Raw genomic sequence first — 26,827 nt, forward strand, 5'->3', positions numbered from 1 at the left:
TTTCAGTAATTTACAACATTAAAAATTATAGTCGGCAAATATAATGTTTTTCAGTATAATTATAAACTTTATTTGCCATTGTTTTCATTTTAAACAAATGAGAAATATCAATACTCTTCTAAACAGTCATAGAAAAAATTCTAGTTCCTGGAGCTTTTCTTAACATTCTCAAATCAAAAGTCATTGCTACATTTCGTGTGAATGCTTTACCAGCTTCTGTAATTCTGATTTTATTTTCTGATATTTCCACAAGACCGTCCGCTTCCATTTCTTTAAGTTTTTCTATGGTAGTTTCTAACTCTGGAAAAGCCGTTGCTTCCGTCCAAGAAGTCTCTAGCTGACACATAATATTGAGTATATGACGACGGATTTTCAAATCTTCATCGGTTAGGATATGCCCTCTAAACACAGGAATTTCTCCTTTCTCTACTCGCTGCTGATAGGCTTCCACTGTTTTTTCGTTTTGAGCAAAAGCGTACCAAGAGTCAGAAATAGCACTCATACCCAATCCTACCATAAGTTGAGTTTTCCCCGAAGTATAACCCATAAAATTCCTATGGATTTTCTTATTAAGCATAGATTGGTAAAGGTCATCGTGCTCTAGTGAAAAATGGTCCATTCCTATCTCCTTATAGCCCAACTCTTCCAAAAGCTGCTTCCCATTCTCGTAGAGTTTTCTTTTTTCTTCGCCTGACGGAAGGTCATTCTCATCAAAACCTCTCTGCCCTACTCCTTTAATCCAAGGCACATGAGCGTAAGAATAAAATGCTAATCTATCGGGTTTCAAAGTCATTGTTTTTCTTATGGTATATTCCATTTTTTCCCAAGTATGGAACGGAAGTCCAAAAACCAAATCGTGAGAAACACTTTCGTAACCTATTTCTCTAGCCCACTGGGTCACTTTTTCTACATTCTCAAAAGGCTGAACTCTATTGATGGCTTTTTGTACTTTCTCATCATAATCTTGCACTCCAAAACTCACCCTTCTAAATCCTAAATCGTAAAGCACTTGCAAATGCTCTCTAGTGGTATTGTTAGGGTGTCCTTCAAAAGAGAACTCGGGTTTCTCTGCTATTGTTCCACCTGAAAGAATTTCCTCTATCAATATTTTCAAGTTTTTAGGCGAGAAAAAAGTAGGCGTTCCTCCACCTAAATGTAATTCCTTAATTTTAGGTTTTTCGTCAAAAAGAGCCAAGTACAATTGCCACTCTTTAATCACCGATTGTAAATAAGGTGTTTCTACAGAATGTTGCTTTGTAATCCGTTTATGACAGGCACAAAAGGTACATAATTGCTCACAAAATGGCAGATGTATGTAGATGGAAATTCCTTCGTCTTTAGACTCCTTAAATGATTTTATCACCGTATGTTCCCAAGATTGATGTGTAAAACTCTCCTCTTCCCAATAAGGTACTGTAGGATATGAAGTATATCTAGGACCTGGTATATTATATTTATCTATTAGTGAATTCATTTTGCAAAAATAACGTTTTTTAAACTCATTGTAAAAATTATACTTAGGTATTTATTTCTCTTACGGCAACATCTCATCTCTTGTTTTTTTTTGGAAATTTCTAAAGCCTCTATTTTTTTACCCCACAAGAAAAAGTTATCTTTGCGATGTTTATAGAAAAATGATTTTCGTATGTCGCCAATTCTCTTACTAGGAATTATTATTGCCTATTTTGGCATTCTGCTATGGGTAGCTTATAGAACAGGTAAAGGAAGCAATAATGATAGTTTTTTTATAGGCAATAGGAGTAGTAATTGGATTTTGGTAGCATTCGGTATGATAGGGACTTCTCTATCTGGAGTTACCTTTGTAAGTGTCCCTGGACAGGTGGGAAAAGACAGTTTCCACTATCTACAAGTTACCATAGGATACCTCATAGGATACATTGTCATTGCGTATGTTTTATTACCTCTTTATTACAGACTAAAACTAACCTCCATCTATGGATACCTTCAGCAGAGAATGGGAGCTTTATCTTATAAATCAGGAGCTTCTATTTTTATTGTATCTCGTTTGGTAGGTGCTACGGCTAGGCTTTATTTAGTAGTCAATATTTTACAAATGACTATCTTGGATAGCCTTGGCGTTCCTTTTATTGTAACTACTCTCATTATTTTGGTAATGATTATCCTCTACACCTACGAAGGCGGCGTAAAAACCATCGTATGGACAGACACTTTACAAACTACAGGAATGCTATTAGGACTTATTGTGTGTACCTTCTATATGCTTAATCATTTAGGACTAAATATCGCAGATAGTTTCGCCGCAATGAGCGAACAAGGTTATACTAAAGTATTTGACACCGATGTTAATGATAAAGGGTTCTTCATTAAACAAATCTTAGCAGGAGCTTTCATTACCATTACAATGACAGGGATTGACCAAGAAATGATGCAAAAGTCTATCTCGGTAACCAACCTAAAAGACAGTCAGAAAAATATGGTAACTCTAGGATTTATATTGCTAGGTGTTATTTCATTATTCCTTTATATGGGTGGATTGTTACACCTTTACGGCATACAAGAGAATATTTCTAGCACAGGAGACCAGCTATTCCCAGATGTAGCTCTTAACCATATGCCGCCATTTATTTCTATTATTTTTATCATTGCTCTTATTTCTGCCCTATTTCCTAGTGCTGATGGAGCTATGACGGCACTGACTTCATCTCTTTGTATTGATATATTTGGACTGAAAGAAAAAAATATCTCCGCTTCCGAAAAAGAAAAATTCAGAAAGAGAGTACACCTTTGGGTGGCAGTATCATTTTTAATAATGGTACTCATTTTTAAATGGATTAACGATAATTCTATGATAGGTCTTATCCTTAAATTAGCAGGCTTCACCTATGGACCTCTACTTGGGCTTTTCGCTTTTGGGATTTTCACTAAGAAAACAGTTAAAGATAAGCTAGTGCCTTACATCTGTATTACCGCTCCTATCTTATCATTTTTAATAGATAAATATCAAAGTCTTGTTTTTGGCGATTTCCAAATCGGGTTAGAATTACTTATCATCAACGGATTACTTACCTTTGTAGGGCTTTGGTTCATCAGTAGTAAAAAACAATCATTTCAATAAAATTAAACCTATATTATAATGGCAAAATCAGTAGAAGAATTAAAACATCTCACCACGCAAATCAGAAGAGATATTTTGAGAATGGTACACGCAGTAAACTCTGGACACCCAGGTGGCTCTTTGGGTTGTGTAGAATACTTTACAGCTCTTTACGGAAAGGTAATGAACTACTCGCTACCATTTAAAATGGAAGGCAAAAATGAAGATTTATTCTTCCTTTCTAATGGGCACATTTCTCCTGTTTATTACAGCACACTTGCCAGATTCAACTTCTTTCCAGTGGAAGAATTGGCTACTTTCAGGAAACTAAATACTAGACTGCAAGGGCACCCTACCACGCACGAAGGTTTACCTGGGGTAAGAATTGCTTCTGGTTCTCTAGGGCAAGGACTTTCTGTAGCTGTAGGTGCGGCTCTAGGTAAAAAGCTAGATAATGATAAAAGTATTGTATTCTCTCTACACGGCGATGGAGAATTACAAGAAGGACAAATTTGGGAAGCTCTTATGTACGCTAGCCATAATAAAGTAGATAACCTCATTGCAACCATAGACTACAACAACCGACAAATAGACGGTGATGTGTCTGATGTACTTTCTTTAGGGAACTTAAAAGCTAAACTAGAAGCCTTTGATTGGCAAGTATTGGAAGTTAAAGAAGGTAACAACCTAGAAGCTGTAATTGCGGTGCTAGAAGAAGCTAAAGCACAGACAGGAAAAGGGAAACCTATCGCTATCATTATGCATACCGAAATGGGTAACGGTGTAGATTTTATGATGGGAACTCACGCTTGGCACGGTAAGGCACCTAACGATGAGCAACTAGAAAAAGCCTTAGCTCAACTTTCTACAGATAATTTGGCTGATTATTAAATTTTTAAATAAAATGGAAAATTCAAATAAAGCAGAAAAAATCGTTGTAGTAGCCCCTACTAAAAGTGTAGGGATTAGCCTATTGCTCACTTTCTTTTTCGGTCCGTTGGGAATGCTTTATTCCACCGTAGTAGGAGCACTAGTAATGCTACTCGTATCGGGTGTGGCGGCGTTTCTCACGCTAGGAATTAGTATCTTCTTTACCCAGCCTATCTGTATGATTTGGGGTGCAATGGCAGCACATCGCCATAACAAAAAAATCATTATTCAATAGATAGTGAACAGAAGTCTGATTGCAAGACAACTGAAGAAAACTTAATTTTGGATAAAAAAGAGATTATGAAAAAGAAACTGTTCTCCTTAATTTGGCATTTATATTGAGACGGACTTACACCTTCCTAACTGGGACAGCACATTTCCCAACTCGGACAAAAGAATTCCTAAGTAGGACAGAGGATTTCCCAAGTGGGACGAACGCCGTCCAATGTAGTACCAAAAATATCCTAACCTGGACGATAAATTTCCTACACGGGACAAATCTTTTCCTAGATAAACTCAATAAATTTTTATCTAAATTTTTAATAAATTCATAATTTTAGTATCACAATTAAAACTTATCACTATGGCAAAGAAATCATATTCAGAAAACATCACCTCGGCTAAGGTAATGGCCGACGGGCTCAGCCGATATAAAAGTAACCTCCCCGCAGGTGTTCAGGAAAGTCAAATATCAGAATTGGAGACCCTAAGACAAACCATAGAAACCCTCAACAGCGAACAAGAAAAACTAAAAGCTGACCTCAAAACCAAAACCCAAGCCCTGGATGCCAAATTGAACGAACTGCAAAAACTCTATGCTCAACTCAAAAAACGCATCAAAATCGATATAGAACAAAGCCAATGGAAAGAGTTCGGGATTGAGGATAAAAAGTAATTTTTAAAAAATCATCATTATGAAAAATGTAATCATTCTATTTGCTTTGATATTAGGAAATTTCGGATTAGCACAGCAAAAAGAATCCTCATTAGAACATACATTAAGTATCAACCAAAACGGTGCATTAAAATTGGCCGAACAAGCCAACCTTGAAGCGGCTAAACTTAATAAACAGATCTCTATTGCGATACTTAACAACTCGGGGGTTGTTATCCTACTCTTGAAAGGGGATACCGTAGGACCTCACAACACAGAGGCCTCTCGTAGAAAAGCCTATACCGCACTTTCTACAAAAACCCCTAGTTTTATCTTAATGCAAAAAGCCGCCGCTAACCCTACTGCTCAAAATTTGAATACCCTACCCGAATTACTCCTATTAGGAGGTGGTGTTCCTATCTGGAAAGATGGGGTTTTGGTGGGGAGCATCGGTATATCTGGAGGCGGTAGTGGCGAAAACGACCACAATATCGCTCAAAAAGTGGCAGAGAATTTAGGATTTAGCACTTCTAAATGATACCTATAAATGATTATTTACTGAAGAAAACAAAGCGTTTTGGAACAAATTAATCGGTTAATTGCCACACTTTTTGAGAAAGAACCCTGTCTTTTGGAGGAATTTATTTTCTCTTTAGTTGATAGAAAAAATTATGAAAATTAAAACTCTTATGAAAAATTTATTACAAATCTTAGTCAATCTACAACCAAAGTTCATTCATTTTATACGGATTGCCATAGCTGTAGTTATGTTATGGATCGGGGGATTAAAGGTGTTCCAATATGAAGCCGATGGTATTGTTCCTTTTGTTACGAACAGTCCTTTTATGAGTTTTTTCTATAATAACACGGGAAAAACTTATATCCAAGAAGACGGGACAGAAATAGCCCAATACAAAAAACACCGAAACCCGGAGGGTAAAATGGTAGCCGAAAATATAGCTTGGCACAAAACCAACGGTACTTATCCGTTTTCTTATGGGTTGGGAATGGTAATTGTAAGCATAGGAATTTTAACACTTTTAGGAATTTGGAGTCCTAAAATAGGATTGATAGGAGGGTTGTTAACCTTCGGAATGTCGGTGATTACGCTTTCTTTTCTAATCACAACCCCAGAGGTGTATGTTCCAAAATTAGATGGTGATTTTCTAACTCCGCAATATGGCTTTCCATATTTGTCGGGTGCAGGGCGTTTGGTTTTAAAAGATGTAATTATGATGGCAGCGGGACTTATTTGTGCCTCTGACTGTGCGAAAAGGATTTTAAATACCGAAAAATCTGTGTAATTTTGGGATTTGAAACCAAATTATAATTCAATATGAAATCGGTTACTTTATTTTTCACATTATTTCTGGTCTTTATGAAGGTAAATGCTCAAACCAAAAATCTATACGAACCTGTATTAACGGGTGATGCAGCAATGAAAATAGCACAAAAAGCCTTTGACGAAGCCAATAAAAGTGGGCATCATATCAGTGTTACGGTGGCAGATCAATCAGGGCAAACCCTCGCCGTACTTAGGCATCACAATGCCGGGGTACATACCTTGCGAGCTAGTTATAAAAAAGCCTTTACTGCCAATTCTCAAAAAAGAGAAACCGCCGAAATTGCACAAGGCATCAAAAATGGGACAATCCCCGAAGATGTTCGTTATTTGGACGAAAATATTTTAATTTTGGACGGAGGAGTGCCCATTTATATAGACGGAAAAGTAGTTGGCGGTATTGGTGTAGGCGGTGCACACGGAAGCGAAGATGTACGGATTGCAAAAGCAGGAATTTCTGCCATTGAAATAAATACGAACCAATAATCATCTTAATAGATTTTGCAACCCAAATAAAGGAGGATTACAACTGAAAACAATTACTAATTTTTAAATTTTATACCTATGAAAAGAACATTTTTTTTAATGTTAATGCTTGCCTTTGCAAGTCTAACTTTTGCACAAGAAGCAAAATACCAATTGTCAAGTCATATTTTGGACATTACAAAAGGACAGCCTGCACCCAATGTAAGCATTCGCCTTTCCAAATTGCAGCATAAAGACCATTGGGTAACAGTTGATGAAAAGACAACTGACCAAAACGGGCGTATCAAAGACTTTTTAAAAGAAGGAAAAGGCGTAAACCACAAGGGAATTTACAAACTCACTTATTTTACAAAACCTTATTTTGAGAAATTGGGACAAGACACTTTCTACCCGTACATAGAGGTGGTTTTTGAAATAAAAGATAATAATCATTATCATGTACCTATAACTCTTTCACCTTACGGATATTCTACTTATAGAGGAAACTAAAAGTGAAAAATAAATTAAAATGAAATATACTTATACCGAAAAAAAATCGTTAAGTAAATTAAAAATAATCATTATGAAAAATGTAATCATTCTATTTGCTTTGATATTAGGAAATTTCGGATTAGCACAGCAAAAAGAATCCTCATTAGAACATACATTAAGTATCAACCAAAACGGTGCATTAAAATTGGCCGAACAGGCCAACCTTGAAGCGGCTAAACTTAATAAACAGATCTCTATTGCGATACTTAACAACTCGGGGGTTGTTATCCTACTCTTGAAAGGGGATACCGTAGGACCTCACAACACAGAGGCCTCTCGTAGAAAAGCCTATACCGCACTTTCTACAAAAACCCCTAGTTTTATCTTAATGCAAAAAGCCGCCGCTAACCCTACTGCTCAAAATTTGAATACCCTACCCGAATTACTCCTATTAGGAGGTGGTGTTCCTATCTGGAAAGATGGGGTTTTGGTGGGGAGCATCGGTATATCTGGAGGCGGTAGTGGCGAAAACGACCACAATATCGCTCAAAAAGCGGCAGAGAATTTAGGATTTAATACCCAACAATGAAAATATCTATTCATATTTTACTATTCGTAAGCCTACTGATAAATATCCCTCTACAAGCCCAGAGCAAAACTTTATATGAGCCTGTATTAACAGGTGATGCAGCAATGAAAATGGCACAAAAAGCCTTTAACGAAGCCAATAAAAGTGGGCATCGTATCAGTGTTACGGTGGTCGATCAGTCGGGGCAAACGCTCGCTGTACTTAGGCATCACAACGCTGGGGTGCATACCTTACGAGCCAGTTATAAAAAAGCCTTTACTGCCAATTCTCAAAAAAGAGAAACCGCCGAAATTGCACAAGGCATCAAAAATGGGACAATCCCCGAAGATGTTCGTTATTTGGACGAAAATATTTTAATTTTGGACGGAGGAGTGCCCATTTATATAGACGGAAAAGTAGTTGGCGGTATTGGTGTAGGCGGTGCACACGGAAGCGAAGATGTACGGATTGCAAAAGCAGGAATTTCTGCCATTGAAATAAATACGAACCAATAATCATCTTAATAGATTTTGCAACCCAAATAAAGGAGGATTACAACTGAAAACAATTACTAATTTTTAAATTTTATACCTATGAAAAGAACATTTTTTTTAATGTTAATGCTTGCCTTTGCAAGTCTAACTTTTGCACAAGAAGCAAAATACCAATTGTCAAGTCATATTTTGGACATTACAAAAGGACAGCCTGCACCCAATGTAAGCATTCGCCTTTCCAAATTGCAGCATAAAGACCATTGGGTAACAGTTGATGAAAAGACAACTGACCAAAACGGGCGTATCAAAGACTTTTTAAAAGAAGGAAAAGGCGTAAACCACAAGGGAATTTACAAACTCACTTATTTTACAAAACCTTATTTTGAGAAATTGGGACAAGACACTTTCTACCCGTACATAGAGGTGGTTTTTGAAATAAAAGATAATAATCATTATCATGTACCTATAACTCTTTCACCTTACGGATATTCTACTTATAGAGGAAACTAAAAGTGAAAAATAAATTAAAATGAAATATACTTATACCGAAAAAAAATCGTTAAGTAAATTAAAAATAATCATTATGAAAAATGTAATCATTCTATTTGCTTTGATATTAGGAAATTTCGGATTAGCACAGCAAAAAGAATCCTCATTAGAACATACATTAAGTATCAACCAAAACGGTGCATTAAAATTGGCCGAACAGGCCAACCTTGAAGCGGCTAAACTTAATAAACAGATCTCTATTGCGATACTTAACAACTCGGGGGTTGTTATCCTACTCTTGAAAGGGGATACCGTAGGACCTCACAACACAGAGGCCTCTCGTAGAAAAGCCTATACCGCACTTTCTACAAAAACCCCTAGTTTTATCTTAATGCAAAAAGCCGCCGCTAACCCTACTGCTCAAAATTTGAATACCCTACCCGAATTACTCCTATTAGGAGGTGGTGTTCCTATCTGGAAAGATGGGGTTTTGGTGGGGAGCATCGGTATATCTGGAGGCGGTAGTGGCGAAAACGACCACAATATCGCTCAAAAAGCGGCAGAGAATTTAGGATTTAATACCCAACAATGAAAATATCTATTCATATTTTACTATTCGTAAGCCTACTGATAAATATCCCTCTACAAGCCCAGAGCAAAACTTTATATGAGCCTGTATTAACAGGTGATGCAGCAATGAAAATGGCACAAAAAGCCTTTAACGAAGCCAATAAAAGTGGGCATCGTATCAGTGTTACGGTGGTCGATCAGTCGGGGCAAACGCTCGCTGTACTTAGGCATCACAACGCTGGGGTGCATACCTTACGAGCCAGTTATAAAAAAGCCTTTACTGCCAATTCTCAAAAAAGAGAAACCGCCGAAATTGCACAAGGCATTAAAAATGGAACAATCCCAGAAGATATTCGTTATTTGGACGAAAATATTTTAATTTTGGACGGAGGCGTGCCCATTTATATAGACGGAAAAGTAGTTGGGGGTATTGGTGTAGGCGGTGCACACGGCAGCGAAGATGTACGGATTGCCAAAGCGGGAATTTCTGCCATTGAAGTAAATACGAACCAATAATCATCTTAATAGGTTTTGCAACCCAAATAGAGGAGGATTACAACTGAAAACAATTACTAATTTTTAAATTTTATACCTATGAAAAGAACATTTTTTTTAATGTTAATGCTTGCCTTTGCAAGTCTAACTTTTGCACAAGAAGCAAAATACCAATTGTCAAGTCATATTTTGGACATTACAAAAGGACAGCCTGCACCCAATGTAAGCATTCGCCTTTCCAAATTGCAGCATAAAGACCATTGGGTAACAGTTGATGAAAAGACAACTGACCAAAACGGGCGTATCAAAGACTTTTTAAAAGAAGGAAAAGGCGTAAACCACAAGGGAATTTACAAACTCACTTATTTTACAAAACCTTATTTTGAGAAATTGGGACAAGACACTTTCTACCCGTACATAGAGGTGGTTTTTGAAATAAAAGATAATAATCATTATCATGTACCTATAACTCTTTCACCTTACGGATATTCTACTTATAGAGGAAACTAAAAGTGAAAAATAAATTAAAATGAAATATACTTATACCGAAAAAAAAGATACAAGAAGTGGTTTTGGTGCTGGGCTAGCAGAACTTGCTGACAAAAATCCAAATGTAGTAGCACTCTGTGCCGACCTTATCGGCTCTCTAAAAATGGAGAAATTTATAGAGAAAGCTCCAGAAAGATTTTTCCAAGTGGGCATCGCCGAAGCGAATATGATAGGCATCGCTGCAGGGCTTAGCATCAATGGTAAAATACCATTTACGGGTACTTTTGCTAACTTTTCTACTTCGAGAGTTTACGACCAAATTCGTCAATCTGTGGCTTACTCTGGTAAAAATGTTAAGATATGTGCGTCTCACGCAGGACTTACCTTAGGAGAAGACGGTGCAACTCACCAAGTGCTAGAAGATATTGGTATGATGAAAATGTTGCCAGGTATGGTAGTTATCAACCCGTGCGACTATAACCAAACTAAAGCGGCTACCATTGCCATTGCAGACTACAACGGTCCTGTCTATCTAAGATTCGGGAGACCTGCCGTACCTGTATTTATGCCAGAAGATATGCCTTTTGAAATCGGTAAAGGGATTTTGTTGCAAGAAGGTAAAGATGTAACCATTGTAGCAACAGGGCATTTGGTTTGGGAGTCTCTAGTAGCTGCAGAACAACTAGAAAAAGAAGGTATCTCTTGCGAGGTAATCAATATCCACACGATTAAACCTTTGGACGAAGAAATCATTTTAAATTCTGTAAAGAAAACAGGAAAGATTGTAACGGCAGAAGAACATAACTACCTTGGAGGACTTGGCGAGTCTGTGGCAGGACTACTTGCAAGAAAGCACCCTACAAGACAAGAATTTGTTGCCGTAAACGATACTTTCGGTGAGTCTGCCACACCAGCCGAGCTGATGAAAAAATACGGAATAGATGCAGAAGCAGTGAAAAAAGCAGTAAAAAAGCTAATGCAGTAAAATTATTTAGTCTTTGCTATAATAAAAATAGCCATAGAATTAAATTTCTATGGCTATTTTCATAATATAATCGTCCATTACAAAACTTTCGCCTACTTCCAACACCACTTCTTTATCTACCTCAAACCCTTGGCTTTTATAAAAATTAAACGATGGGTTTTTCCTATTAACATTTAGTACGATAGACTTATCTTTGTGGCTTTTCACTTCTCTTTTTAAAAAGCCTATTGCTTCCTTTCCCAATCCTTTTCCTTTAGCCTCTGCCAAAAGATAAAGCTGGTGTAATTTGGTGGTTTGAGGTTCGTAGCCTATTTCAAACCCCATAAATCCTACCTCTACACCACCATTCAACATCAGATAATAATGATAGTTAGGATTCTCAAAATGTTGGTTTAACTCTTCATCGGAGTACATCATACCCAACATATAATCTATCTGCTCTTGCGAGATAATGGCTATTCCACGATTGCTTTGCAAGACTTTGTATCAATGGTATATCTTCCCTTTGGGCTTTTCTAATCATTTTATCAACCCGTTGTGCATTATGAAATGAAAAAAACAAGAGTTGTTTATTAGACTGAAAATCAGTATATTGTTTTTGCTATAAAACGATATAAATGAACAACTTAGAGCAAATATATGAAAGAATTTTGGAAGTTTTAGGACTTTTTTCAGAAAATCAACTGATTAGTTATCAGAGAAGAACACCTAAAATGAGCGATTTAGAAGTCATAAGTCTTAATATTACTGCTGAATACTTGAGTATTGATAGCGAATTACAGTTATTTAGAAAATTGCCAAACTCTCTGATAAACAAAATTGAAAGAAGTGTTTACAATAAGCGAAAACGAAGACTATCCCTACAAACAGAGCAAATTAGACAGCGTATTTCGATGGAGTTCAATGAGTTTGAAGATATTTTTATCGTTGATAGCATGCCAATGAAAGTTTGTGAAAACGCTCGTTCTACTCGTTCAAAAATTTGTAAAGAGCAATCCTATTCTTCACCAACATATGGTTATTGTGCTTCACAGAAATTATATTTCTATGGCTATAAACTACACGCAGTATGTTCTTTAAATGGTGTGATTAAGAATTTTGATATAAGCCCTGCATCCGTTCACGACATCCACTATTTAAAAGATAGTGGTGAGCAAATGCGAAACTGTACTTTAATTGGAGATAGAGGCTATTTATCAGCAAAAGTTCAAATAGATTTATTTAACTATGCTAATATTAAATTAGATACACCAATGAGAAGTAATCAGAAAGATTATATTCCTCAATTTTCATTGTACAAGAAAAAGCGAAAACGAATTGAGACATTTTTCTCTCAACTTTGCGACCAATTTATGATTAAAAGAAACTATGCTAAAACTTTTGAAGGCTTTAAAACAAGGATAATCAGTAAAATAACCGCCGCAACGGTTATTCAATATATCAATAAATTTATCTTCCAAAGAAAATTAAATCATCTAAAAATCAGTATTATTTAAAATGCACAACGAGTTTTTATCACTTTAATTTGGATACAAATCTAATCATTAAATTAAAATTTCTAACCAAAAACATTTCCAAAAAATAGGCATATTTAGTACCTTTGTAAAAACGAAATCGGAACAAACTATGGAAAGTAAAAATGAAAAAATACTCATCACAGGAGCTTTAGGGCAAATCGGTACCGAACTTACAGCAAAGTTGGTGGAAATCTACGGTAAAGATAATGTTATTGCTTCTGGAATTGATAAATGGAGAGAAGGCATTACTACTGCTGGACACTACGAAAGAATAGATGTAACTAACTTTAAACTATTGGAAGATTTTATCAAAGAAAATAAAATCACTACGGTTTATCACTTAGCTTCTCTCTTATCTGGAACTTCAGAGAAACAACCACTTTTTGCTTGGAAACTCAATCTAGAACCACTACTCCACCTATGCGAATTAGCAAAAGAAGGCTATTTAAAAAAGATATTTTGGCCAAGTTCCATTGCTGTATTTGGTAAAGGTATCCCAAAGCACAATGTTGGACAAGATGTGGTGCTTAACCCTACCACCGTGTATGGTATTTCTAAAATGGCTGGAGAAAAATGGTGCGAATACTACCACGATAAATATGGTGTAGATGTGCGTAGTATAAGATACCCGGGGCTTATTTCTTGGAAAGCTCCTGCAGGTGGAGGTACTACCGATTATGCCGTGGAAATCTTCTATGAAGCGGTAGAAAAAGGCGAGTACCAATGTTTTATTTCGGAAAACACTGCCATGCCTATGCTCTATATGGACGATGCTATAAACGCTACCATAAAGCTAATGCAAGAACCTGCAGAGAACATCAGTATTTGGGGCTCTTATAATCTAGGAGGTATGTCTTTTACACCTGCAGAACTAGCAAATGAAATTAAAAAAGTAATGCCTGATTTCAAAATCTCTTATCAACCCGATTTCAGACAAAGCATCGCCGACTCTTGGCCTGCTTCCATAGACGATAGCAAAGCTAAAGAAGATTGGGGACTTTCTTATGAGTTTGACATCAAAATGATGACCGAAGAAATGATAAAAAACCTCAAAGTTAAGCTAGGGAAAAGCTAACTACTGAAGAATCTAAATACAAAATAGTCCTAATAATAAATTAGGACTATTTTGTATCAGATAAACATTTCTATCCTAAAAACACTTCCTTTACCAATCTCTGTATGGGCAACTTTTATATCGCCTTTATGGTAATCTTTAATCACTCTTTTAGATAGAGATAATCCTAATCCCCAGCCTCTCTTTTTAGTAGAATATCCTGGGTTGAAAACATTCCTTACTTGTTTTGCAGACATACCACAACCTGTATCTTGTATATCTATAATCACTTTTTTATTTTTTTGATAGAGTTTCAATTCTAATTTACCATCGCCTTTCATTGCATCTACCGCATTTTTAATAAGATTTTCTATGACCCAACTCATCAGAATACGATTATGAGGTATCAGCACTTCCTTAGCTGGTAAAGCTATATTAAATTCCACTTTCTTAGAAATACGAGTTTTAAGATAATCATAGTTTTGCTGTAGAGTTTCATTGAGATTAAAATCGTTAAGCTCTGGGACTGAACCTACCTTAGAAAAACGCTCTGATATTGTAGTAAGCCTATGTATATCCTTTTCTATCTCCTGCACTCCAACGCTATTTTCATGCTCCATTCTTAGAATTTCTATCCAACCTATCATAGAGGAAAGAGGCGTTCCTATTTGATGTGCTGTTTCCTTAGCCAATCCTGCCCAAAGATAGCCTTCGTCTGTTTTTTTTACGATTTTAAAAAACCAATAAGCAAACAACAGATACAATAAAATGAAAAAACCAAGCAATGCAGGATAGTATCTAAGGTTATTCATTAAATCCGAATTATCAAAATAAAGATACTGTATATTACCTTCCGAAATTTGCAACTCAAAAGGTGGATATCCTTCTTTCATCTCTTCTAAGCGAACCTTAAGAGCCTTTGAATTATCTTTAATTTTATCAGGAATATTTTTGATAAATTCCTTAATTGGTTCTCCTTGGTGATTAGTTACAATAATTGGGATATTATCATTAGTGGTAATAATTTCCTGAACCAGCTCCAGCATTCTTACATCTCCCTGATTTTCATCTTGTAAAAACCTCATAGCTTTGGCAAAAACAGCCATATTAACCGTTTCTTTCTGCCTTAAATCTCTCACAATAACCACAGAGTAAATAATAAGAGCAAATACAACAGAACTAAATAGCAGAAAAACAACTAAAAAATTGACTTTAGAAAATATGTTCCTGTTTTTTTTCATTAGGAATAACAATACAATTATTTAAGGTTATTAAGTATTGAAAATAATTCATTATTGATGCCATCTCCATCATAATTATTCACGATAATAGAAAAAACATACTTTTTACCATTTTTAGAAGTATGATAACCTGTATAACCTTTAGCATCTTTTATTGTACCGCTTTTCATTTTCATATCATTATAAATAGGTAATGCATTATAAAACTCATTAAACCAAGGTTGCTTTTGAGCCCAAAGTAAAGCCTGAACTTCTGCCCTAGCCGAAGCATAGTTCTGAGGTGACAACCCACTACCATCCGTAAAATTAATCATCGCAGAATGAATTCCTTTAGATTTCCAAAAGTTTTTCAGCACCGAAACACCACTAGAAAAACTAGAGTCATTATTTTGCTCTTTTCCTAGAGTTTTAATAAAGGTTTCTCCGTAAAGATTAACACTTTTTCTCAAAAACCAATAGACTATTTTACTCAACTCAGGAGATTCGTATTCAAAAAAAGACTTGCCTGTAACAGACGGAACAGGCTTCCCATCTAAAAGTAATTGTCTGCCTGTTATGACTTCTCCTGAGAACTCTATCCCTTTATATTTAATACAACTAACCACTTCTGCCCCTAACTGAACTGGTGGATTAGGCGTTGCTCCCGAAATTTTAGTTGTTTTTTGAGCAGGAAGTGTTCCGTTAATACTCGCCACAGAACTGTATGGAGCGGTATAAATTAAACTTTTATCTCCTGAATTTGAAGCCGCCGAAGTTAACTCATTAAACCATTTTACTTGTACCAAAGGATAAGAAAAAGACTTAATTTTTGTAGGTTTACCAATAGAAGCTCCACCCTCAATATCTATATCAAACTGGTTTTCTCTCCAATTAACGCCCCAAACTCCAGCACCATAATAATTGCCTATATCGTTCCAAGCCCAACCTCCTGGCGTGGTTTGAAAGTCAAAATAAGTATCATCTATAATTAAATTACCCTCTACCTTTTTGATACCTTGATTTTTTAAAGCTGTATAGAACTTTTCTAGAAAATCTTCGGGTTTATAACCGTCATATCTCCAGCTTCCAAGAGTAGGGTCTCCATTGGAGGTAATATAAATATTTCCCTTTAAAACACTCCTTTCTAAAACGCCATCATAAACGGCTTTAGTCCTGTATTTATAATCTTTCCCTAAAAGCTCCAAAGCTGTAGCAGCGGTAAATATCTTCTGTGTGCTAGCCGTAGAAAGTCCTTTACTCCCTTGATATTCATAGATAAAATTCCCATTTTCATCAGCTACATAAAAAGACATATTAGCAGCATACATTTTAGGAGAATTTAAAAATGCTTTAGTTGCTTTATCTAGCTTATCCTTAATGCTTTGAGCTATCCCTAAAGAGTAAAAAAATGTTAATATAAAAATCAAAAATTTAGCCATCTTCATATTTTATGTTTTTCAAAGATAATCATTTTAAAAATTACTTTATTTTTCCAAAAGTTTAACCTACGAAACTATTTTTTTAATACTTAAAAGCTAGTTGGCACAATTTTTACTACTTAACAGAGTATAAAATAATATAATAATGAAAAAACTACTTTTTACTGGACTTATAGGAGCTTTATCTTTATCTGCATGCTCCACAGTACAGAAAGGTCAACAAGCTCAAAATCAGCGTTCAGACTTTATGAAACTTAAAGGAACTTGGGAAGTTGCAAGTGTTAATTACGATAAAAACTATAAAATTAAACCTTTTGATGAAGGTGTAGATGCTAAATGTTTTTTGGGAAGTACTTGGTCTTTAGTACCTAATAATTGGACTGGCAGCTACACTCTTAGTGGAAATAATGGTTGTCCAGCGATATCTCAGCCTATCAAATTTGAAGTGGTAAATGGAAATCAGTTTCAGTTTAAAAAAATACACTCTGGAGAAAAAGCTAAACAAAATGTTTCTGGGTATGTATTAGAATTTCAAAACCAAACAGATAACTCATTTACATTAGTTCAGAATGTTCCATTCGAAGGTAACTATATAAAAGTGTATTATGAATTTCAAAAAGTTAATCAATCTAAATAAACTATAAAATGAAAATATTTAATAAAACCAATATAGCAGCATTATTTTTATCAGGAAGTTTGCTACTTACAAGTTGCGAATCCGTTCAAAATGCTAATAATCAACAAAAAGGAACTGCTATAGGTGCCGCTGCTGGTGCTGTTTTAGGAGGTATACTAGGTAATAATATAGGCAATGGTAGAAATGCTCCTGCTGGTGCTGTTTTAGGCGGTATCATTGGAGGTGTTGCTGGTAATGTTATCGGCAGCAAAATGGACAAACAAGCCAAAGAAATTAAAGAAGCCTTACCTGGTGCGGAAGTAGAAAGAGTAAATGAAGGTATTAAAATTACCCTTAATGAAAATACGGTTAATTTCGGATTTGATTCTGCTAACCTTACTTCTGTAGCAAAAACCAATTTGGATAAGTTAGCCCAAGTTCTTAAGAATAACCCTGATACCAACATCAATGTTTATGGGCACACAGACAGTAGAGGAGCTGATGATTATAACTTAAGACTTTCTGAGAGAAGAGCTAATGCAGTAGTAAGCTATCTTTCTTCTCTTGGTATAGCATCTAGTAGAATGATTGCTAAAGGAGTAGGTGAAGCCGAACCTATTGCTAGTAACGACACAGACGAAGGAAGAGCAAAAAATAGACGAGTGGAGTTCGCTATCACTGCTAACGAAAATATGATAAAAGAGGCTCAGAAAGGAAACTAATCTAGACTCTATATAAAATCAAAACCGCATTTAGTTGCGGTTTTTTTATTTTTATGGTTATCTTTGTGCTTTGCAAAAACTTATGAAGAAATATTTTAATCTACTTAGAGTAGAGCAATGGGTAAAAAACCTTTTTATATTTGTTCCTCTTCTATTTTCAGGTAAAATACTTGAGGTTGATTTATTTTATCTTAGTTTTTTTGCGTTTCTTATTTTTTCACTCACAGCAAGTAGCATCTATATCATCAACGATTATATGGATATAGATTCTGACAGACAGCACCCTAAGAAAAAAAACAGACCTCTAGCCAGTGGAGCTATTTCAAAAACTACAGCTCAAATTCTTTTCAGTGGACTTATTTTATCAATCTTAGGAAGTCTATGGGTAGGACTATCAGTACTTAACATTGGTAATATATGGAAGTTCGGAAGTATTATTTTATTCTATTTTGTAATGAATTTGGCTTATACCTTCAAACTTAAACATATTGCGATTTTAGACATTACTATCATTGCAATTGGTTTCGTCCTTAGAGTATTAGCAGGAGGTTATATTACAGGACTTATCATTACTCAATGGGCCATCTTACTTACCTTTGTTCTCGCTTTAGTTCTAGCCATAGGGAAAAGAAGAGGCGAATTAGTAAATGCTCAACTAACAGGTAAAACTAGGAAAGCATTAGACGGCTATAATATTCAGTTTGCAGATATTGCACTTTCTATTAGCTGTGCTTTGGCCATCGTTTGCTATCTTATGTTTACTTTATCTCCAGAAGTACAAGCTAGGTTTCATCCTAGAGTTTTCTATACGGTGGTTTTTGTCTTGTTTGCGTTTTTAAGGTATTTACAGCAAACTCTAGTTTACAACCGAACTGAATCTCCAACAAAAATAGTCTACAAAGACAGATACATACAAATTACATTGGTATTATGGATTGTTGTTTTTCTTTACCAAATCTACGCTAAACAATAATGAAAAATCATATACAAAAAGTCTCTAATTGGGGAAACTTTCCCATTGTTGAAAAGGAAATAGTTACAGAAGATAATCTTGAAAAAATTAAAGATTTTGTTAAAAGTCGTCCCGAAGTTATCGCCAGAGGAAATGGCAGATGTTACGGAGATGCTTCTTTAGGTGAACACATTTTCTCAACAAAAAGACTCAACAAATTTATTAGTTTTGATAGACTGAACGGAATTATTGAGTGCGAAGCAGGTGTTCTTCTTTCCGAGGTTTTGGAAATTATTGTGCCACAAGGCTACTTTTTGTATGTAACTCCAGGTACTAAATACATTAGTATTGGAGGAGCCATAGCCTCTGATGTGCACGGTAAAAACCATCACGCAGAAGGCTGTTTTTCAGAATATGTTTTAGAATTTAAACTCCTGAATGCCAACGCTCAAATAATCACCTGCTCTAGAACTGAAAACGCAGACCTATTTTGGGCAACCATTGGCGGAATGGGGCTTACAGGTATTATTTTATCGGCAAAATTTCAGCTTAAAAATATAGACACGGCTTATATCCGACAAGAAAGCATCAAAGCAAAAAACCTAGACGAAATCTTTCAACTATTTGAAGAAAGTGAAGATTGGACTTACACCGTAGCGTGGATAGATTGTTTACAGAAAGGAGATGACATTGGTAAATCTATACTTATGAGAGGAGAACACGCTCTAAAAGATGAACTTGCTTCTAAGCTAGCTAAAAATCCTTTAGTTCTAAAGCCTAAATTAAAACCAAGTGTTCCTTTTTATTTTCCAAATTTTATTCTAAACCAATGGACTGTAAAGATCTTCAATTGGCTTTATTACAAAAAACAGTCAAAAAAAATCGTCAAAAATATCATTGATTATGAAACCTTTTTCTACCCTTTAGATGTCATCAATGATTGGAATAAAATCTATGGTAAAAATGGTTTTATACAATACCAAATGGTAATCCCGAAAGACAAAGGCAAAGAAAGTATGGAACGAATTTTAAAAACCATTGCTCATAGTGGTAATGGCTCTTTTTTAGCGGTACTAAAGTTATTTGGAAAGAATAATCCAGAAGCATACAACTCCTTCCCTTTTGAAGGTTATACCCTTGCACTAGATTTTAAAGTGAATAAAAAGCTCAAAAAACTCGTTGAAGATTTAGACCAAATTGTATTGGATTTGGGTGGCAGAATTTACCTTACCAAAGATAGTATGAGTAATCCTCAACTGACTAACTATCTCAAAAATGTAGATAATCATAAATTTAGGTCTTTACAAAGAAAAAGAATTACGAATTAAAATCTTACTAAATTGAAATTCAGAACCGAAGTTAATCTTACGCCTTCCTCAAAAAAAATAGAAATTACAGACCAAGTTTTTTCTATAGGCTCTTGCTTTGCTTCGGAAATGAGTAACCGACTGTCAGAGGGACAAATAAGATGTTTGAATAATCCTTTTGGGACGCTATTTAATCCGTTTTCTATTGCCAATGCTTTAGAAAAAATAGTTCATTCTGAATGTTATCAAGAGAAAGATTTGGTTAATCATCGTGGTTATTACCTTTCGTTTGACCATCATACCTCGTTTGACGGTATCTCTGAAACTACTACTTTAGATAAAATAAACACCGAACTAGCCAATGCTCATTCATTTTTAAAAAACGCTTCTTGGGTTATTATCACTTTAGGGACTTCGTTTATTTATGAGTACCTTCCCACAGGACAAAAGGTGGCTAATTGCCATAAGATGCCAAACACTCTTTTTAATAAAAGAATGCTCTCTGATGAGGAAGTGCAAACCCACATCAAAAAAGCAATAGAACTCATCAATCAACACTGTCTTAATACTGTAAATATTTTGTTTACAGTCTCTCCCATAAGGCATACTAAAGATGGTATGGTTGAAAATCAGCTTAGCAAATCAAGGCTCATCAATGCACTGCATCAAGTGGTGGCAATGTATCCAAATGCTCATTATCTGCCTATTTATGAGATTTTAATGGACGACTTAAGAGATTACAGATTTTACAAATCAGACCTAATCCACCCTAACGAACAAGCCATAGATTATATCTTTGATAAATTTATAAAAGCCTACTGCACAGAAGACACACAAAAATTTATCATTGACAATCAGAAAATCATTTCGGCTTTAAGGCATCGTCCAACCCATACTGAACACCCTGATTATCTAAAGTTTACAGATAATCTCAAACAAAAAATACAAGAGCAACAAGCCAAAGTTAATTTTAAAATTTTTTCAAACTTCTAACTTTCAATTATTTATGATAGACACGCATACTCATTTATATTCAGAGGAATTTGATGAAGATAGACATTTAATGATACAAAGGGCATTAGATAAAGGAGTTACTCATTTCTTTCTACCAGCTATCAATTCTGAATATCATGAAAAAATGCTTCATCTAGAGGCAGAATATCCTAACCAAATATCGACAATGATGGGTCTGCACCCAACTTATATAAACCCTGAAACTTACGACCAAGAAATAAAATTGGTAAAAGACTATTTGGAGCAAAGGGATTTTTGTGCTATCGGAGAGATTGGGATAGATCTCTATTGGGATAAAAGCCATCTAGAACTGCAAAAAGAAGCCTTTAGACTACAGATAGATTGGGCAATAGAAAAAGACCTGCCTATCGTGATACATTCTAGAGAAAGTTTTGATGAAACTTTTGAGGTTTTAGAAGAAAAAAGACACCCTAAATTAAGAGGTATTTTCCATTGTTTTACTGGAACATTAGAACACGCTAAGCAAGCCATAGACCTCAATTTCAGTTTAGGAATAGGTGGTGTGGTTACTTTTAAAAATGGTAAAATAGACCAATTTTTAAATGAAATCCCTCTAGAGTACATCGTTTTAGAAACCGACTCGCCTTATCTAGCACCTGTACCTTACAGAGGAAAACGAAACGAATCTGCCTATCTAGAACAAATCATCGGTAAACTAGTAGATGTTTACCAAATGCCTATCAGCGAAATAGATAGGATAACCACTAACAACGCTAAGCAAATTTTTGGACTAGCTTAAATAAAAAACACGGATAGAAAATCTATCCGTGTAATTTTTTCCATATTGCATCTTTAAGTTCTGTAAGCCCTTCTCCTGTAACTCCAGAAATAAATAAGGGTTGTCTGTTTTCAGGGAACTTAGCTGCAACTTCTTTCTTGAGTTCTTCGTCTAATAAATCAGACTTTGAAATGGAAATGATAAAATCTTTATCTAGTAACTCAGGATTGTACTCTTTAAGCTCGTTTTCAAGTATTTTGAATTCTTGGAAATAATCTTCCGCATCTGCCGGAATTAAAAAAAGAAGAATTGAGTTTCGCTCTATATGTCTTAAAAAACGATGCCCTAGACCTTTACCTTCGGCAGCTCCTTCTATAATACCTGGTATATCTGCCATCACAAAAGACTTGTAATTACGATAATCTACAATCCCCAAGTTAGGTGTAAGCGTTGTAAAAGCATAATCGGCAATTTTAGGTTTAGCGGCAGATACTGCAGACAATAGTGTGGATTTACCCGCATTAGGAAAGCCTACCAAACCTACATCTGCTAATACTTTTAGCTCAAACACGATATACCCTTCTTCCCCAGGAAGCCCCGGTTGTGCATAACGAGGCGTTTGGTTAGTAGCCGACTTAAAATGCTCATTTCCTAAACCACCCTTACCGCCTTGCATTAAGATAATCTCTTGCCTATCTTCTAAAATTTCGCCTATGATTTCTCCCTCTTCATTTTTAGCGATAGTGCCAATGGGCACCTCTATATAAACATCTTCTCCATAACGACCCGTCAACTGATTTTTACCACCTGGCTGACCGTTTTCTGCCTTGACGTGCCTTGTGTAACGCAATGGTAATAAAGTCCATTCGTGTGCATTTCCTTTCATAATGATATGACCACCACGCCCACCATCTCCACCATCAGGACCGCCTTTAGGAATGTATTTTTCCCTTCTGAGGTGAGCTGACCCTGCACCTCCGTGCCCCGACTTACAATGGATTTTTACATAATCTACAAAATTTGACATATCTTATTTAATTAAATGCTTATTACACGATATAAAACAACCAAAAAACCATCAAAGCTTAAAACTCTGATAGTTTTTTGATTATCATTCTATTGTTATTATTTTAAAATCTTCTCTACTTCTGAGAAAAGTTTTTCTGCAATTTCGGAAATTTCGCCTACTCCATTTATCTCTACATATTTCCCTTGCTGCTTGTAAAGTTCTGCTACTTCGGCAGTTTTTGCATAGTATTCTTTAATTCTGTTTCTAATGATAGACTCGTCCGCATCATCTGTTCTACCACTAGTTTCACCTCTCTTAAGAAGTCTTTGAACCAAAATTTCGTCCTCTACTACTAGCGATAAACAAATGCTTATCTCCTCATTAAGTTCGTCTTTCACAATCTTTTCTAAGGCTTCTGTCTGTGCTGCTGTTCTGGGGAAACCATCAAATATAAATCCTTTGGTATCCGTAGGTTTTCTCACCTCGTCTATTAACATATCTATGGTAACTTGGTCTGGAACTAGCTCTCCTTTATCTATATAAGATTTCGCCAATTTCCCTAGCTCAGTATCGTTTTTCATGTTATAACGGAACAAATCTCCTGTGGATATTTGTTTCAAATTGAACTTTTCAATCAGATTTTGAGCTTGAGTACCCTTACCACTTCCCGGAGGACCAAATAATACAATGTTAATCATCTTTACTTCTAATTTTTAGTATATCTAAAATCGCTAAAAACACGATTTATCAATGTTAGTTTTCTTTGTTAATGGTTAATTCTACCTTCTTCTAATTGGTATAAATCTGGTAAATTTCTTCCTAGTTCATCATAGTCTAAACCGTAGCCTAACACAAACTTGTTAGGGATTTCTTTTGCCACATAGTCTATGGTAAAGTCTTTCTTAAATACTTCTGGCTTTAATAAAAGAGAAGCTACTCTAAGCGACTTAGGGCGGTGTGTATTTTTAAAATATTCAAAAAGACTTTCTATGGTATTTCCTGTATCTACAATATCTTCCATAAGGATAATATGACGCCCTTCTACCTCTTTAGTAAGTTCCATTTTAGTGTAAACAATCCCCGTAGATTGCAAACCTCCGTGATAAGAACTTACCTGAACAAAAGCTACCTCACACTTCCCTGGATAGTGTTTTAAAAAGTCTGAGAAAAACATAATCACTCCATTAAGTACTCCTATAAATACAGGTGTTTCGTCTTTATAATCTTCGTAAACTTTTAGAGCTAATGCTTTTATGTAAGTTTGTATTTCTTCGTTCTTTAAATAAGGAACAAAAGTTTTGTCATGAATTTTTACTTTTTCCATTGTCTTTCCAAAATGCAAATTTAAGAAATTTTTAGTGGTTCATCTTTGTATCACTAGTGTTTTTTTGCGTTTATGGCACTTTCTATTAGGTTTTCAGTAATTTCTAATGCTTTTTGTTTTGAAGTACGCTCCACTTCTCTAATGTTTTGATAGCTTAATACTTCTTCTATGTTTTTAGAAAAAACAATCTTTTTACCGTACTTCATTGCATCACCATTATTACCACTTACCTTCGTTTTGCCGTAGTATTCTGTAATATTAAAAAAGTGAGTTTTCTGCTGTATAGGTGCCCAAATCAAACTAGCCTTCAGTAAATACTCATCAAATAATTCTTGTGGTACTTTCTCCGTAAAATAGGTTAATTTCAGGTTATTTAGATTTTTTTGTTCTAAACTTTTGAGCCAATCTAACTCCTCTCCCATTGCTTTCCCTAAGAAAACAACTTCGGTAGGTTCGTTAAAGTATTGACTACTTAGACTTTCCACTACCGCCTTGTAATCTCTTCGTTTTTGTGATACAATCCCTGGAATAACTAATGTTAAATCTTTATCATTAGAAAGCTCCTGCTGATATTCTGTATAAAAAAGTGGGATATGCTGATATCTAGAAGAAACCAAGTCTTCCGACAACACCCAACGACTTACCGAGTTTTGGTAAACGCTATTTTTCATCATCAGACCTTCCTTTAAAAGTAGTTTTAGCCTATAAACAGTATCTTCTTTCAATAAGACTTTTAGCAAGTCGGTATTACTCGCTTTAATAAAATTGAGATTATGGCAAATGATGGCGGTCTTATAGTTTTTAACTATTTTATCAAAGGTATTAAAATAACGATGCACCGTCCCAACCACTACCAAATCATACTCTTTGGCTGACAATAACTTAAGTATGGTATTAGGGCTTGCTTCTATGACATTAGGCATATTTTCACCCAACAGCTTCTTTATTTTATTAGAGAAAAAATAATCCACCTCTACCCTGTTAGACGCCTCCATCAATGTTTTAAAATTAAGAGCTATCTCTGCATGAGTGTCTAGCTCTACATAAGCTACTTTATATTTAATCATTACCTTACTATTTGTGTCTTTGCATTTCTGTTAAGACTCTAGATTATCTCTCTTTATAACTCAACAAATATATAAAAATAGCCTAAGCCAAAACGGAATATTTAGGTGTTTTGATTCTAAATCCATTATCTTTGCGAAATCCAAACCTATTTATATTTAGTAGATGAATCAAAAATTCAAATTGGGGCTTGACGGCATTGCTGTACTTATAGGGAGCTATATCGTTGCTTCGCTTATACTCGCTGTGTACACTATCGCTAATATCTTTATTTTAAAGGAAGAGGTTGCTACTTCTATGGAGCTGAATTTAATTTCATTTGTACTTTCATTGGGGCTACCTATTGCAGCGTTTGATATTTTTATTGTAAGACCACAGACAAAAAAACCGCTCCGCTTAGGTGTAGGCAATGTAACGGCTTCTAATGTTCTTTTATCTCTAATGATGATGGTAGGTATGGTACTGATGGCAGAAGTCCTTACTTCCTTTATCCCAACGGAAGGAGGTATATTGGGAGAACTTTACGATACTTTTATGGGAGTTTTTAAAGGAATGCTTAACGATAAGGTAGGACTTGCCATTATGGTAGTGTGCCTTGCACCTCTATTAGAAGAAGTATTATTTAGAGGCATTATACAAGGTGGACTTACAAACAAAGGCGTTACTCCTAAGAAAGCCATTGTTATCTCTGCCTTGGTATTTGGTATTGTACACGCCAATCCTTGGCAATTTGTGGGAGCGTTTTTATTGGGGCTGGTATTAGGATTAGTTTATTTCAAAACCAAATCTATTGTAATCCCTATTTTACTACACGCTTTTAACAATTTCATCTCTTATCTGATGCTAGTCTATGCCGATACAGAACACTCTTACGAACTTTTAGGTATCAACAAAATAGTGTCTTTTATTATAGGTATGGTTATCTTCGGAGTTGCCTATTATCTATTTATGCATAGAAAAACCCACTTTACCAAATAGAAAACAATACTCTAATGAAAAAAGAAATCTTAATAGCGACACACAATCAACATAAAAAAGAAGAAATCCAACAAATCTTAGGTGATGGCTTCATAGTAAAAAGCCTTTCCGATTATCAACTCAATGATGAAATCGTAGAAGACGGCAATACTTTTGAGGAAAACGCATTTATTAAAGCCTCTTATTGTTTCCAAAAGACAGGCATTCCGAGTTTGGGTGATGATAGTGGACTTGTAGTAGATGCCTTAGACGGAAGACCAGGGATTTACTCGGCGAGATATGCTGGCAACCACGACTTTAAAGCCAATATTGCTAAAGTTTTAGAAGAAATGCAAGGCAAAACCAATAGAGCAGCACACTTCATTACTGTATTATGTTTGGTAGACGAAAACGGGGCTTCCTATTTTGAAGGCAAAGTACATGGGCATCTACTAGAGGAAGACCGAGGACACCAAGGCTTTGGCTACGACCCTATCTTTGTACCTAACGGCTACGAAACCAACTTTGCCGAAATGGCTCCAGAGGAAAAGAACGCCATTAGCCATAGAAAAAATGCCTTAGACCAGTTTTTAACCACCATTACCCAATAAATTTCATCTAGC

At 35.4% G+C, this 26,827-nt stretch carries 33 protein-coding genes; 25 read left to right on the plus strand and 8 right to left on the minus strand.

Annotated elements, in window-relative coordinates:
- Window positions 1-118: 118 nt before the first annotated feature.
- Complete coding sequence (gene hemN / locus VIX88_RS01735) at window positions 119-1,474, minus strand: oxygen-independent coproporphyrinogen III oxidase (RefSeq protein WP_214193976.1); 1,356 nt, start codon at window positions 1,472-1,474, stop codon at window positions 119-121.
- A gap of 171 nt (window positions 1,475-1,645) precedes the next feature.
- Between hemN and VIX88_RS01740 the strand changes: the two genes are divergently transcribed.
- The 15 genes from VIX88_RS01740 (at window position 1,646) to VIX88_RS01810 (ending at window position 11,269) form a co-directional block, all read left to right on the plus strand.
- Window positions 1,646-3,097: a sodium:solute symporter gene (locus VIX88_RS01740; RefSeq protein ID WP_214193977.1), complete on the plus strand. Its 1,452-nt coding sequence runs from the start codon at window positions 1,646-1,648 to the stop codon at window positions 3,095-3,097.
- 18 nt (window positions 3,098-3,115) lie between these two features.
- A complete protein-coding gene (locus VIX88_RS01745; protein ID WP_214193978.1) occupies window positions 3,116-3,967 on the plus strand; it encodes a transketolase in 852 nt (283 codons plus the stop codon).
- Window positions 3,968-3,980: 13 nt separating this feature from the next.
- The gene (locus VIX88_RS01750; RefSeq protein ID WP_004918767.1) at window positions 3,981-4,241 is read left to right on the plus strand and encodes a hypothetical protein; all 261 of its coding nucleotides are present in this window, start codon (window positions 3,981-3,983) and stop codon (window positions 4,239-4,241) included.
- Window positions 4,242-4,589: 348 nt separating this feature from the next.
- Window positions 4,590-4,901, plus strand: coding sequence for a hypothetical protein (locus tag VIX88_RS01755; RefSeq protein WP_004918765.1), 312 nt, complete (start codon window positions 4,590-4,592; stop codon window positions 4,899-4,901).
- Window positions 4,902-4,920: 19 nt separating this feature from the next.
- Entirely contained in the window at window positions 4,921-5,418 is a 498-nt protein-coding gene (locus VIX88_RS01760; RefSeq protein WP_064970178.1) for a GlcG/HbpS family heme-binding protein, read from the plus strand.
- Between the two features lie 151 nt (window positions 5,419-5,569).
- Entirely contained in the window at window positions 5,570-6,184 is a 615-nt protein-coding gene (locus VIX88_RS01765) for a DUF417 family protein (protein ID WP_038694335.1), read from the plus strand.
- A gap of 32 nt (window positions 6,185-6,216) precedes the next feature.
- On the plus strand, window positions 6,217-6,708 hold the full coding sequence (locus tag VIX88_RS01770) for a GlcG/HbpS family heme-binding protein (RefSeq protein ID WP_153926307.1): 492 nt from the start codon (window positions 6,217-6,219) through the stop codon (window positions 6,706-6,708).
- 78 nt (window positions 6,709-6,786) lie between these two features.
- Window positions 6,787-7,197, plus strand: coding sequence for a hydroxyisourate hydrolase (gene uraH, locus VIX88_RS01775; protein WP_013446780.1), 411 nt, complete (start codon window positions 6,787-6,789; stop codon window positions 7,195-7,197).
- Window positions 7,198-7,270: 73 nt separating this feature from the next.
- Window positions 7,271-7,768, plus strand: coding sequence for a GlcG/HbpS family heme-binding protein (locus tag VIX88_RS01780; protein WP_038694333.1), 498 nt, complete (start codon window positions 7,271-7,273; stop codon window positions 7,766-7,768).
- Entirely contained in the window at window positions 7,765-8,262 is a 498-nt protein-coding gene (locus VIX88_RS01785; protein ID WP_014938586.1) for a GlcG/HbpS family heme-binding protein, read from the plus strand. Before VIX88_RS01780 ends, VIX88_RS01785 begins: the two co-directional genes overlap by 4 nt.
- Window positions 8,263-8,340: 78 nt before the next feature.
- Window positions 8,341-8,751: a hydroxyisourate hydrolase gene (gene uraH / locus VIX88_RS01790; RefSeq protein WP_013446780.1), complete on the plus strand. Its 411-nt coding sequence runs from the start codon at window positions 8,341-8,343 to the stop codon at window positions 8,749-8,751.
- Between the two features lie 73 nt (window positions 8,752-8,824).
- Entirely contained in the window at window positions 8,825-9,322 is a 498-nt protein-coding gene (locus tag VIX88_RS01795; protein ID WP_038694333.1) for a GlcG/HbpS family heme-binding protein, read from the plus strand.
- Window positions 9,319-9,816 (plus strand): GlcG/HbpS family heme-binding protein, encoded by a 498-nt coding sequence (locus VIX88_RS01800; RefSeq protein ID WP_079207907.1) that lies wholly within the window; start codon window positions 9,319-9,321, stop codon window positions 9,814-9,816. Before VIX88_RS01795 ends, VIX88_RS01800 begins: the two co-directional genes overlap by 4 nt.
- A gap of 78 nt (window positions 9,817-9,894) precedes the next feature.
- Window positions 9,895-10,305 carry a hydroxyisourate hydrolase gene (uraH, locus tag VIX88_RS01805; protein ID WP_013446780.1) on the plus strand — a complete coding sequence of 137 codons (411 nt, stop codon included), beginning with the start codon at window positions 9,895-9,897 and terminating at the stop codon, window positions 10,303-10,305.
- A 19-nt stretch (window positions 10,306-10,324) separates the two neighbouring features.
- Entirely contained in the window at window positions 10,325-11,269 is a 945-nt protein-coding gene (locus tag VIX88_RS01810; RefSeq protein WP_004919799.1) for a transketolase family protein, read from the plus strand.
- Window positions 11,270-11,308: 39 nt separating this feature from the next.
- Here VIX88_RS01810 and VIX88_RS01815 read toward each other — a convergent pair whose 3' ends face one another.
- Window positions 11,309-11,746 carry a GNAT family N-acetyltransferase gene (locus VIX88_RS01815; protein ID WP_081276909.1) on the minus strand — a complete coding sequence of 146 codons (438 nt, stop codon included), beginning with the start codon at window positions 11,744-11,746 and terminating at the stop codon, window positions 11,309-11,311.
- Window positions 11,747-11,886: 140 nt separating this feature from the next.
- Here VIX88_RS01815 and VIX88_RS01820 point away from each other — a divergent pair, with 140 nt between their 5' ends.
- Window positions 11,887-12,765 (plus strand): IS982-like element ISRa1 family transposase, encoded by an 879-nt coding sequence (locus VIX88_RS01820; protein WP_127919813.1) that lies wholly within the window; start codon window positions 11,887-11,889, stop codon window positions 12,763-12,765.
- Window positions 12,766-12,895: 130 nt separating this feature from the next.
- A complete protein-coding gene (locus VIX88_RS01825; RefSeq protein WP_064970728.1) occupies window positions 12,896-13,861 on the plus strand; it encodes an NAD-dependent epimerase/dehydratase family protein in 966 nt (321 codons plus the stop codon).
- 56 nt (window positions 13,862-13,917) lie between these two features.
- On the opposite strand, the gene VIX88_RS01830 is transcribed toward VIX88_RS01825, so the two are convergent.
- Window positions 13,918-15,081 (minus strand): sensor histidine kinase, encoded by a 1,164-nt coding sequence (locus tag VIX88_RS01830; protein WP_064970729.1) that lies wholly within the window; start codon window positions 15,079-15,081, stop codon window positions 13,918-13,920.
- 17 nt (window positions 15,082-15,098) lie between these two features.
- Window positions 15,099-16,499 carry a D-alanyl-D-alanine carboxypeptidase/D-alanyl-D-alanine-endopeptidase gene (gene dacB, locus VIX88_RS01835; RefSeq protein ID WP_061710129.1) on the minus strand — a complete coding sequence of 467 codons (1,401 nt, stop codon included), beginning with the start codon at window positions 16,497-16,499 and terminating at the stop codon, window positions 15,099-15,101.
- Between the two features lie 145 nt (window positions 16,500-16,644).
- Between dacB and VIX88_RS01840 the strand changes: the two genes are divergently transcribed.
- The 6 genes from VIX88_RS01840 to VIX88_RS01865 all read left to right on the plus strand — a co-directional run bounded on the left by VIX88_RS01840 (window position 16,645) and on the right by VIX88_RS01865 (window position 21,870).
- A complete protein-coding gene (locus VIX88_RS01840) occupies window positions 16,645-17,136 on the plus strand; it encodes a lipocalin family protein (RefSeq protein WP_061710128.1) in 492 nt (163 codons plus the stop codon).
- A gap of 8 nt (window positions 17,137-17,144) precedes the next feature.
- Entirely contained in the window at window positions 17,145-17,837 is a 693-nt protein-coding gene (locus tag VIX88_RS01845; protein WP_064970731.1) for an OmpA family protein, read from the plus strand.
- Window positions 17,838-17,919: 82 nt separating this feature from the next.
- Entirely contained in the window at window positions 17,920-18,810 is an 891-nt protein-coding gene (locus VIX88_RS01850; protein WP_064970733.1) for a UbiA prenyltransferase family protein, read from the plus strand.
- Window positions 18,810-20,117 (plus strand): FAD-binding oxidoreductase, encoded by a 1,308-nt coding sequence (locus VIX88_RS01855; protein WP_064964581.1) that lies wholly within the window; start codon window positions 18,810-18,812, stop codon window positions 20,115-20,117. The genes VIX88_RS01850 and VIX88_RS01855 overlap by 1 nt, the downstream gene beginning before the upstream one ends.
- 12 nt (window positions 20,118-20,129) lie before the next feature.
- On the plus strand, window positions 20,130-21,089 hold the full coding sequence (locus VIX88_RS01860; RefSeq protein WP_004919196.1) for a GSCFA domain-containing protein: 960 nt from the start codon (window positions 20,130-20,132) through the stop codon (window positions 21,087-21,089).
- Window positions 21,090-21,102: 13 nt separating this feature from the next.
- On the plus strand, window positions 21,103-21,870 hold the full coding sequence (locus VIX88_RS01865) for a TatD family hydrolase (RefSeq protein ID WP_004919198.1): 768 nt from the start codon (window positions 21,103-21,105) through the stop codon (window positions 21,868-21,870).
- Window positions 21,871-21,892: 22 nt separating this feature from the next.
- On the opposite strand, the gene obgE is transcribed toward VIX88_RS01865, so the two are convergent.
- From obgE to VIX88_RS01885, 4 genes are all read right to left on the minus strand, one after another.
- Window positions 21,893-22,876 (minus strand): GTPase ObgE, encoded by a 984-nt coding sequence (obgE, locus tag VIX88_RS01870; protein ID WP_004919200.1) that lies wholly within the window; start codon window positions 22,874-22,876, stop codon window positions 21,893-21,895.
- Between the two features lie 98 nt (window positions 22,877-22,974).
- Window positions 22,975-23,556, minus strand: a complete 582-nt coding sequence (locus VIX88_RS01875) for an adenylate kinase (protein ID WP_004919201.1) — start codon at window positions 23,554-23,556, stop codon at window positions 22,975-22,977.
- A 68-nt stretch (window positions 23,557-23,624) separates the two neighbouring features.
- Complete coding sequence (gene hpt / locus VIX88_RS01880; RefSeq protein WP_004919203.1) at window positions 23,625-24,182, minus strand: hypoxanthine phosphoribosyltransferase; 558 nt, start codon at window positions 24,180-24,182, stop codon at window positions 23,625-23,627.
- 53 nt (window positions 24,183-24,235) lie between these two features.
- The gene (locus VIX88_RS01885; RefSeq protein WP_064970738.1) at window positions 24,236-25,249 is read right to left on the minus strand and encodes a hypothetical protein; all 1,014 of its coding nucleotides are present in this window, start codon (window positions 25,247-25,249) and stop codon (window positions 24,236-24,238) included.
- A gap of 163 nt (window positions 25,250-25,412) precedes the next feature.
- Between VIX88_RS01885 and VIX88_RS01890 the strand changes: the two genes are divergently transcribed.
- Entirely contained in the window at window positions 25,413-26,225 is an 813-nt protein-coding gene (locus tag VIX88_RS01890) for a CPBP family intramembrane glutamic endopeptidase (protein WP_064970740.1), read from the plus strand.
- A gap of 14 nt (window positions 26,226-26,239) precedes the next feature.
- Window positions 26,240-26,815 (plus strand): RdgB/HAM1 family non-canonical purine NTP pyrophosphatase, encoded by a 576-nt coding sequence (gene rdgB, locus VIX88_RS01895; RefSeq protein ID WP_064970742.1) that lies wholly within the window; start codon window positions 26,240-26,242, stop codon window positions 26,813-26,815.
- Window positions 26,816-26,827 lie beyond the last annotated feature (12 nt).

Origin of the sequence: Riemerella anatipestifer, assembly GCF_035666175.1 — a bacterium.
Lineage (GTDB): Bacteria > Bacteroidota > Bacteroidia > Flavobacteriales > Weeksellaceae > Riemerella > Riemerella anatipestifer_D.

Bases quoted from the DNA above. Each gene is read 5' to 3' on its own strand.
- VIX88_RS01825 (WP_064970728.1), top strand. From the start codon at position 12,896: ATGGAAAGTAAAAATGAAAAAATACTCATCACAGGAGCTTTAGGGCAA.
- VIX88_RS01745 (WP_214193978.1), top strand. From the start codon at position 3,116: ATGGCAAAATCAGTAGAAGAATTAAAACATCTCACCACGCAAATCAGA.
- uraH (WP_013446780.1), top strand. From the start codon at position 6,787: ATGAAAAGAACATTTTTTTTAATGTTAATGCTTGCCTTTGCAAGTCTA.
- dacB (WP_061710129.1), bottom strand. From the start codon at position 16,499: ATGGCTAAATTTTTGATTTTTATATTAACATTTTTTTACTCTTTAGGG.
- VIX88_RS01755 (WP_004918765.1), top strand. From the start codon at position 4,590: ATGGCAAAGAAATCATATTCAGAAAACATCACCTCGGCTAAGGTAATG.
- VIX88_RS01785 (WP_014938586.1), top strand. From the start codon at position 7,765: ATGAAAATATCTATTCATATTTTACTATTCGTAAGCCTACTGATAAAT.
- VIX88_RS01890 (WP_064970740.1), top strand. From the start codon at position 25,413: ATGAATCAAAAATTCAAATTGGGGCTTGACGGCATTGCTGTACTTATA.
- VIX88_RS01865 (WP_004919198.1), top strand. From the start codon at position 21,103: ATGATAGACACGCATACTCATTTATATTCAGAGGAATTTGATGAAGAT.
- rdgB (WP_064970742.1), top strand. From the start codon at position 26,240: ATGAAAAAAGAAATCTTAATAGCGACACACAATCAACATAAAAAAGAA.
- VIX88_RS01810 (WP_004919799.1), top strand. From the start codon at position 10,325: ATGAAATATACTTATACCGAAAAAAAAGATACAAGAAGTGGTTTTGGT.
- VIX88_RS01760 (WP_064970178.1), top strand. From the start codon at position 4,921: ATGAAAAATGTAATCATTCTATTTGCTTTGATATTAGGAAATTTCGGA.
- hemN (WP_214193976.1), bottom strand. From the start codon at position 1,474: ATGAATTCACTAATAGATAAATATAATATACCAGGTCCTAGATATACT.
- VIX88_RS01740 (WP_214193977.1), top strand. From the start codon at position 1,646: ATGTCGCCAATTCTCTTACTAGGAATTATTATTGCCTATTTTGGCATT.
- VIX88_RS01840 (WP_061710128.1), top strand. From the start codon at position 16,645: ATGAAAAAACTACTTTTTACTGGACTTATAGGAGCTTTATCTTTATCT.
- VIX88_RS01750 (WP_004918767.1), top strand. From the start codon at position 3,981: ATGGAAAATTCAAATAAAGCAGAAAAAATCGTTGTAGTAGCCCCTACT.
- VIX88_RS01770 (WP_153926307.1), top strand. From the start codon at position 6,217: ATGAAATCGGTTACTTTATTTTTCACATTATTTCTGGTCTTTATGAAG.
- VIX88_RS01800 (WP_079207907.1), top strand. From the start codon at position 9,319: ATGAAAATATCTATTCATATTTTACTATTCGTAAGCCTACTGATAAAT.
- VIX88_RS01885 (WP_064970738.1), bottom strand. From the start codon at position 25,249: ATGATTAAATATAAAGTAGCTTATGTAGAGCTAGACACTCATGCAGAG.
- VIX88_RS01795 (WP_038694333.1), top strand. From the start codon at position 8,825: ATGAAAAATGTAATCATTCTATTTGCTTTGATATTAGGAAATTTCGGA.
- VIX88_RS01820 (WP_127919813.1), top strand. From the start codon at position 11,887: ATGAACAACTTAGAGCAAATATATGAAAGAATTTTGGAAGTTTTAGGA.
- VIX88_RS01830 (WP_064970729.1), bottom strand. From the start codon at position 15,081: ATGAAAAAAAACAGGAACATATTTTCTAAAGTCAATTTTTTAGTTGTT.
- uraH (WP_013446780.1), top strand. From the start codon at position 8,341: ATGAAAAGAACATTTTTTTTAATGTTAATGCTTGCCTTTGCAAGTCTA.
- VIX88_RS01765 (WP_038694335.1), top strand. From the start codon at position 5,570: ATGAAAAATTTATTACAAATCTTAGTCAATCTACAACCAAAGTTCATT.
- VIX88_RS01875 (WP_004919201.1), bottom strand. From the start codon at position 23,556: ATGATTAACATTGTATTATTTGGTCCTCCGGGAAGTGGTAAGGGTACT.
- VIX88_RS01850 (WP_064970733.1), top strand. From the start codon at position 17,920: ATGAAGAAATATTTTAATCTACTTAGAGTAGAGCAATGGGTAAAAAAC.
- uraH (WP_013446780.1), top strand. From the start codon at position 9,895: ATGAAAAGAACATTTTTTTTAATGTTAATGCTTGCCTTTGCAAGTCTA.
- VIX88_RS01845 (WP_064970731.1), top strand. From the start codon at position 17,145: ATGAAAATATTTAATAAAACCAATATAGCAGCATTATTTTTATCAGGA.
- VIX88_RS01855 (WP_064964581.1), top strand. From the start codon at position 18,810: ATGAAAAATCATATACAAAAAGTCTCTAATTGGGGAAACTTTCCCATT.
- hpt (WP_004919203.1), bottom strand. From the start codon at position 24,182: ATGGAAAAAGTAAAAATTCATGACAAAACTTTTGTTCCTTATTTAAAG.
- VIX88_RS01780 (WP_038694333.1), top strand. From the start codon at position 7,271: ATGAAAAATGTAATCATTCTATTTGCTTTGATATTAGGAAATTTCGGA.
- obgE (WP_004919200.1), bottom strand. From the start codon at position 22,876: ATGTCAAATTTTGTAGATTATGTAAAAATCCATTGTAAGTCGGGGCAC.